5 protein-coding genes and 1 pseudogene are annotated in these 7,278 nt (G+C 75.8%); 2 read left to right on the forward strand and 4 right to left on the reverse strand.

The window, feature by feature from the left end; translation table 11 throughout:
* The coding region (locus ABZU46_RS30285) for a zf-HC2 domain-containing protein (protein WP_354863115.1) at nt 1–456 on the reverse strand (456 nt) is incomplete at its 3' end.
* Between the two features lie 99 nt (nt 457–555).
* Nucleotides 556–1,122, reverse strand: a complete 567-nt coding sequence (locus tag ABZU46_RS30290) for a sigma-70 family RNA polymerase sigma factor (RefSeq protein ID WP_354863117.1) — start codon at nt 1,120–1,122, stop codon at nt 556–558.
* A 419-nt stretch (nt 1,123–1,541) separates the two neighbouring features.
* On the opposite strand from ABZU46_RS30290, the gene ABZU46_RS30295 reads away from it, so the two are divergent.
* Entirely contained in the window at nt 1,542–3,137 is a 1,596-nt protein-coding gene (locus tag ABZU46_RS30295) for a ricin-type beta-trefoil lectin domain protein (protein ID WP_354863119.1), read from the forward strand.
* Nucleotides 3,138–3,193: 56 nt separating this feature from the next.
* Here ABZU46_RS30295 and ABZU46_RS30300 read toward each other — a convergent pair whose 3' ends face one another.
* Entirely contained in the window at nt 3,194–4,684 is a 1,491-nt protein-coding gene (locus ABZU46_RS30300; protein WP_354863121.1) for a S8 family serine peptidase, read from the reverse strand.
* Between the two features lie 194 nt (nt 4,685–4,878).
* Between ABZU46_RS30300 and ABZU46_RS30305 the strand changes: the two genes are divergently transcribed.
* A complete protein-coding gene (locus ABZU46_RS30305; RefSeq protein ID WP_354863123.1) occupies nt 4,879–6,933 on the forward strand; it encodes a hypothetical protein in 2,055 nt (684 codons plus the stop codon).
* Here ABZU46_RS30305 and ABZU46_RS30310 read toward each other — a convergent pair.
* Nucleotides 6,864–7,278: pseudogene (locus ABZU46_RS30310) on the reverse strand (hypothetical protein); the annotation flags it as partial. The gene ABZU46_RS30305 and the pseudogene ABZU46_RS30310 overlap by 70 nt on opposite strands.

Here is a 7,278-nt window from a genome sequence, read left to right on the forward strand (position 1 = left end):
CGCCGACGCGACATCGGGCAGGCCGGCCCGGGATTCAGCCGGGCCGGACGCGGTGTCCGACAGGTCACCCGGTTCCGGCGTCGGGTCCGAGGCCGGCGCGGTGGTCGACGTGCCGGGCGTCGGGTGGGCCGACGACGGGGGCGCCGGATCGCGGCCCGGCGGGAGTGCGTCCTCCGGTCCGGGCGCGGGACGCGGCGGAAGGACGGAACGCGGCGGCAGGACGGACGCGGGTGGCAGGACGGACGCGGGCGGGAGGGCGAACTCGTCCCAGTCCGCCGCGCTGAGTCCGCCGAGCCCGCTGGTCACCCCGCCCAGGTCGCCTGCGGCGGAGAGGCACTCCCAGCAGCCGGCCAGGTGCGCTTCGAAGGCGACGCGGTCGGTCTCGTCGAGCGCGCCGAGCAGATAGAGCGCCAAGGCCTCGTGCTCGGACGTCGGGTTCTCACCGCCGGTGCGCATCACGCCCCCTTCCCGACCCGACAGAGGGTGCGCCGGAGCGATGATCCGGGACACCGCGCCGGTGCCGGGGATCGGACGAGTAGTCGCCGGGACGTGACATCAGGCCGACTCGATCGGGCCGATCGCCGCGTGCAGCGCCCGCACCGCGTAGTACGTCCGCGACTTTACCGTACCCTCGGGTATGCCGAGCCGCTGCGACGCCTCCGCGACCGAGGCGCCCTTGTAGTACATCTCGATGAGGACGTCGCGGTGCTCCGGCTTGATCTGTCGTAGCGCCAGGCGGACGGTGTGGGCGGTGACCACCCGGTCCATCTCGTCCTCGGCCGTGGTGAGCCGGTTGAGGTCGGGCACGGCGACCTCGGGCGGCCGGGCCTGCCGGGCCCGGCCGGCGTCGACCGCCACGTGCCGGGCGACGGTGTAGAGCCAGGGTGCGATCCGGCGCGGCTCCTCCGCCAACGTCCCCAGGTTCCGCCAGGCCCGCAGGAAGGTCTCCTGGACCAGGTCCTCGGCCAACTCCTGGCGGCCGAGGACGAGCCGGGTGATGAAGCGCAGCAGCGGTTCACGGTACTGCTCGTGGATCCAGCGCATGAGGCTCTCCGGCGAGCCCTGCCCGACGGTCTCGCCCGGCACTCCGGGTTCCACCGCCTCGTTGGGCACCGCCGACACGGAACGCCTCCCCCTGACGTGTGGGGCGTGCCCGCCCGCCCGGCCCGGCACGTCGGCGCCGAGCCCCTCTGAGGGAAAACAATAGCCGTACTGATCGGACGGTGCCGTGGGCCGGCGGACGGCGACCAGCGTGCCGGCGCTCATCGGACGCGGCCCGACCGGCGGCCCGAGGTCACCGTGCCCACGACGGCGCTGGTCGGGCCCGCGCCGGGCGGGTGGTGGCGAGTCGACATCGAACACTCCGATCGGCGATCCGGCAGCCGCGGATCGGTGCGCCCGGCGGCGGTCACGTTGACGGCTCGGTGTGCCGGTCGGTTCAATGGCGGCCGGACTGGAATCGGATCCGATTCCGGTCGGGTGAACCGAGGACGTCGCGCATCCGTCACGCCTGGCGACGTCATCACCGGAAGGGAAGTCCCGTGACACCCGATCTTCCTGGCCTCCGATCCCGGCTCGCTCGGATCCCGCGTCGTGTCGTCGCCGCCATCGCGGCCGGCCTCGCGGTGCTGTGCATGGTGGTCGCCTCCGTGAGCTGGGGCATCGCCACCGCCCGGGATGACAAGCTGACCGGCCGTACCGTCTCCGCCGAGCACCTGACCGCGATCCGGGCCGCGGCTCGGTCCTGCCCCACGCTGACCCCGGCCCGCCTGGCCGGGCAGCTGATGACCGAGTCCGGCCTGGACGGACGCGTGAAGAAGACCACCTCGGGCGGTCGCGGCTTCGCCGGGCTCGACGACGACCGGTGGAAGTCGTGGGCGCCGTGGCCGGGAGCGGACCGCACCGACACCGCCGCGAACATCCTCGCGCTGGCCCACCAGATGTGCGACCTCAGCGGGCAACTGCGGCTGGCCGGGATCCCCGGTGACCCGTGGCGGCTGTCCCTGGCCGCGTTCCACACCGGACTCGACCAGGTACGCGAGGCCAAGGGCGTGCCGTCGGCCGCGGTCGCGTACGTCGACGACGTCAGCCGCTACGCGGCGTACTACGGCGAGCTGACCGCGTTCGGCGGCGCCGGCACCGCCCGCCCGGACCCGGAGCGCCAGCAGCCCCGGGCGGTGCCGTCGAGCTACGTACGCCTGGTGGTGCGCGCCGGCTCGGTGTGCCCGGAGGTGCCGCCCGCGGCGGTGGCGGCGCAGCTCATGGCGATGTCCGGCTTCGACCCGAACCTGCTCGGCGACGACGGCCGGCGGGGAATCGCCCAGTTCCTGCCCGAGGTGTGGCGGGCGCACGGGCCGGCGGGCGCCTCGCCGTGGGACCCGCAGGTGGCCGTGCCGGCGGTCGGCGCCGCGGTCTGCGCGTTGCGGCGTGACCTCGCCGGCCTCGACGGCGACCCGGGCCTGCTGGCGCTGGCCGCCTACCGGAACGGACCTACCGCGGTCCGGCAGACCGGCGGCGAGCTGGACGACGCGACGCAGGCGTTCCTGCGGCAGGTGCGGGAGTTCACCGACTTCTACGCCCTCGACGGCCGGCTCCGGGTTCCCTCGGCCAGCCCGAGCCCGTCGCCCAAGCCCTCGTCGCCGTCGCCGACGCCGACGCCGACGCCGACGGCCGCGTCCCCCGCGCCCCGGCCCAGCGCGACGCCGTCGGCCCGCCCGTCCGCCGAGCCGGAGAAGCCGGCCCCGCCGAAGCGCCCGAGCGGCGCGAAGCAGCTCGTCGGCAAGGAGACCGGTCTCTGTGCCACCGGCGGCACCGGCGATGGCGTACCCGTGGTCCTGCGGCCGTGCAAGGAGGACCGGCTGCAGTGGTGGACGTTCGGGTCCGACAAGACCGTCCGGGTCAACGGCCTCTGCCTCGATGTGGCCTGGGGCGAGAAGCGCGACGGCGCGCCGGTGCAGACCGCCAACTGCAGCGGCAACCCGGCCCAGAAGTGGGAGTGGATCGAGTATCAGGGCATCCGGTCGCTGTTCAACCGGGAGACCGACCGCTGCCTGGACGTGGACGGGCACGGCGACGGCGCTCCGCTGAACGCGTGGACCTGCGTGTTCAATCCGAAGCAGACCTGGTCGCTGCGGTAGCCGCCCGCCCCCGGTCACCCGCTCGGGATGACCGGGGGCGCCGGCCGTCGTGCGGGTCAGCCGGCGTACCGGCGGCGGCGCATCCGGAACACCAGGAAGCCGCCCGCGCCGAACGCCAGGGCGAGACCCAGGAGTACGGCGAACAGCGTGCCCCCGCCACCGCGGTTCGCCTGGGCGGCGGCCGGGTCCCGACCGCCCACGGAGGGCGCCACCGAGGCAGCGGGGTTGATCATGCCGGAGCCGTACCGGGAATCACCCTCGGCCACCTGCCCGCCGACCGGGTCGGCGGTGCCGCGGATGCGCTCCTTCACCTGCGCGGCGGTGAGATCGGGCTGGGCGGCCCGGATCAGCGCGGCCTCGCCGGCCACGAACGCCACCGCGAACTCGGTGCCGGTGTTGCCGACGACCTTGCCGCCGCCCACGCCGAGCGTCGCCACCTCGATGCCGGGGGCGACCACCTCGACCGAGCCGTCGAGATACTTCTCGGCGAGCTGGCCGCCCGCGCCGACGCCGCCGGTGAGCACCAACGCCCCGCCGCCGGATCCGCCGCGCGGCGACGGAAGCGTGGTGGGTTTGACCGGCGCACCCGCCACCACCACTACGTCGTGCTCCAGCGCGGTGGCCAGCGACGCCGCGACCGCCGGATCGGCCAGGTCGACCCGGGAGCCGAGCGCGACCACCGAGGCACCCGTGCTGACCGCCACCTCGATGGCCGTCGCCGCGTCGGCCGGCCGGGCGTCGCCCGAGGAGCGGACCATCCGCACCGGCACGATGGTCGCGTCCGGCGCGAGGCCCACCGGGCTGCCCTCGACGCTGTCGTCGGCGGCGATGATGCCGGCCATCGCCGTACCGGAACCCAGGCAGTCCTCGTCACCGCGCCCGTTGCCGACGGTGACGTCCGCGCCCACCGCGACCCGGCCGCTGAGCTGCTGGAGCCCGGCGTCGACCCCGCTGTCGACGACGGCGACCTTGACCCCGTTGCCACGGGTCAGGGTCCACGCGCTGTCGGCCGCCATCCGCAGTTGCGCCCACTCCGACCGGCCGCTCGACGCGGTCGTGGCGGTGCACCGCGCGGCCGGGCCGCCGCCACCGGGAGAGCGCGAGGCCGTGTGACTGGGGCTCGGCGACGGGCTGCCGTCCGGCCGTACGCTCGGCGAACGCGCCGGGGTGGGGCCGGCGGACGGCTTGCGGGGGGCCGGCAGCTGTCCGTACTCGACGCCCTGGCCGGCGGCGTCCCACGGCAGCACCAGGTACCACCCGGCCTTCAGGGCGGCCGGGTCGGTCAGCCGGCCCCCGTCCGGCTGGACCCGACCGGTGTTGAGCTGGTAGATCTCGGCGGACCGCTCGCCGCTGCCGAGGAAGCGCCGGGCGATCTCGGTGAGATTCTCCGGCTGGCCCTGGTAGCGCGCCGTGACCAGGTAGTACTTCACGTACGGCTCGGTGTCCGGCGCGGACCCGGCGGCCGAGGGCCGTGGCGCGGCCAGGATCGCGCAGCCGACCATCACCACCACGAGCAGTCGAGCAAGGATGGAGTGCTTCGCCAGCACCGGGTTCCCCTTCCGTCACCGCGGCCCAGACCGATCAGCCGTCACCGTCTATTGCGGATCAGCGGCGACTTCGTTCAAATCAATCTGAACCAGATTTCCATGGCGCCCGTCATGGAGAACGCCGAGGGTACCGGCCCTCGATGTCGGGCAGCTCCGGCCGCCGGTGGGGCGTCGGTGGAACGAAGGCGGGGACGGTGGTGACAGAGCTGGCGCAGGCCATGGACGGCCGGGGGATCGACCGGGTGCCGAGCACCCGCCGCTTCGACCCGCGCCGGCACCGGCGGGTGCCCGGCCTGCTGGATCTCTGGCTGGTCTGCGGTCCCCGGGGGCGGCCGGCGTTGCCGGGCGAACCGGACCGCCCGCTGGACGCGCCCGCCGTGGCGGACCTGGTGCGGCGCACCGGGGACGTCGCGGACGACGTGCGGATCCTCGCTGACGACGGCGCCCGCCACGCCGAACTGTTCACCGAGGTGGCCGGCCTGCTGGGGCACGACGTGCTGGTCAGCCCCGACGGCGCGGACATCCGGCAGGTGCTGGCCGGGCGCGCCCCCGACGCCGACGACGGCCCGCTGCACGCGCTGCCCCTGGACCGGGTCACCCGCCAACCGATGGACTGGCTGGTGCTGCAACCACCCGACCTGGCAACCCCGCTGCCCGGCTGGTTCGCCATGAAGGACGGTCTGGTCCGGCCCCGGACCGGGGTGGTCAACCTGCCGTTGGCTACCGGTGTGGCGTTGGCCACCCGGGCGGACTTCGTGGCCCGCCGAGCCACCGCCCACCGGCTCGGCGCCACCATGTCCGAGCTGGTCACGGTCTCGGTCACGGCCCGCTCCGGCGGCTTCCTGATCGGCGACTACAGCGGCACCCAGCAGGTACGCGACGCCGGGCACCTAGCCGCGCTCCTCGGCGACCTGCCGCTCTACGGCGCCGACCTGCGGCTGTGGCTCACCTGGCCGTCCGAGCCGGACGAGCAGGCGAAGCTCGTCACCCAGGCCGCCGAGCTGGCCGAAACCACCGGCGCCACGGTCTGGACCCCACCGCCGGGCGGCCGGGCGGAACTCGTCGGCGACCACCACGACCTGCGCGCGCTCGACGCGGCGGGTGGCGTGACGCAGTGGCAGGCCCACCGACCGCGCTACGCAGACAGCCCGCCGGCCGTCGACGCGACCCCCGACGGCCTGCTGGTGCCCCGCTCGTTGCGACAGCGCATCGTGGTGGCCGACGCTCCGGACGGCGACCGGCCGGTGGACACCGCGTCGGACGACACCGCTCCGTCCAGGGCCACGCGGGCCGGCACCCCGCCGGAACGACACGAGGCCGCCCGGCCGGCGCCCTCGGCCCGCCCGACGCTGGCCGCCGAGACCCGCCGCGCGGGCCGGTACGGGCCACCGTGGCTGCGCCCCGGCCAGCAGGTCAACGTCACCGCGTTCGAGGCGTTCGTGCCGGTCACCGGCGACCTGGAACGGGCGGCGACCGACGGCGTACCCAGCGCGGAGCTGTTCCTGGTCGCCCACCTCGACCCGCGGTCCGCGCCGCACCGGTCGGACCTCCTGCGCGTCCGGATCTCCCCGGGCGGCGCGATCCCGGTGCAGGTGCTGCGCTCCCACGTCCCGGCGCGCCTGCAGTATCTGCTCGGTGCCCCGGACACTTATCTGCTGCCGGCCGGCCGGCTGGAGCGGGCGCGCGTGCGGGACGGATTCCGGGCCACCGACGACGGCGGGCTCCAACCCGTCGACGGGCTGGACTGCGGGTCGCTGCGGATTCGGTCTGCGCCGGCGAGCGCGTCGAGCGGTGGGCTGCCGCACGACGTCAGCCGGTGGCCGGCGCACGGCACCCGGCGGGCGTACGCGCTGTTGCCGGCGCGGTCCCGCGGCCTGGCGCCGGGCTGGTTGCCGCTGTCCCGGCGGCGGCCGGCGGCGCGGGCCGGGCGGCTGCTCGTGGAGGTGCGGGTGCCGCGCGGCCGGACGGTCGACGTCGAGGCCACCGCCGACGCCCTCGCCGCCCTGCCGCTGGCCCGCGGTCGCGCGGAGCGGCTGCGGCAGGCGGGGGTCGACCTGATCCTCACCAGCCGCTCCTACGACCGGGTCCAGGTGGACCGGGTCCACCGGGCCCGGGACGGGGTCTGGGAGGCGGTGTCCGGGCTGGCGGGTGGACCGCTGCCGGTGGTGCTGCGGGGCGTTCAGTCCCCACCGCCCGCCTCCCCGTCCCCGTCCCCGTCCCCGTCCCCGTTGTCGTCCACGTCGAGCTGAAGCGACCAGCGGCCGGCCGGGACCGGACCGACCACCACCGGCACGCACCGCCCCCCGGTGGCGGCGGCGAGACCACGCGCCCCGGCCGGCGACGGGCCCTCGACGAACACCACGGACGGCTCCGGCAGCTCCTCGCCCGGCCCCGGCGGCTCGGGCAGGCCGGGCAGCCGGCGGCAGCCGGCTGCCATCCCGCCGCCGAGCGTCTCCCCCACGACCGCCACGCCGACTCCGGCGGCGGAGAGCCCTCCGGCCAGGGCTGCGGCCGCGAGGCCGCAGACCGCCCCCGGCCGGACCAGCGTGATCACGTCCGGCACCCGCGCGTGATCGACGTGCAGCCGCCCCGGC

The sequence above is a fragment of the Micromonospora sp. NPDC005197 genome (assembly GCF_040608295.1).
Lineage (GTDB): Bacteria > Actinomycetota > Actinomycetes > Mycobacteriales > Micromonosporaceae > Micromonospora.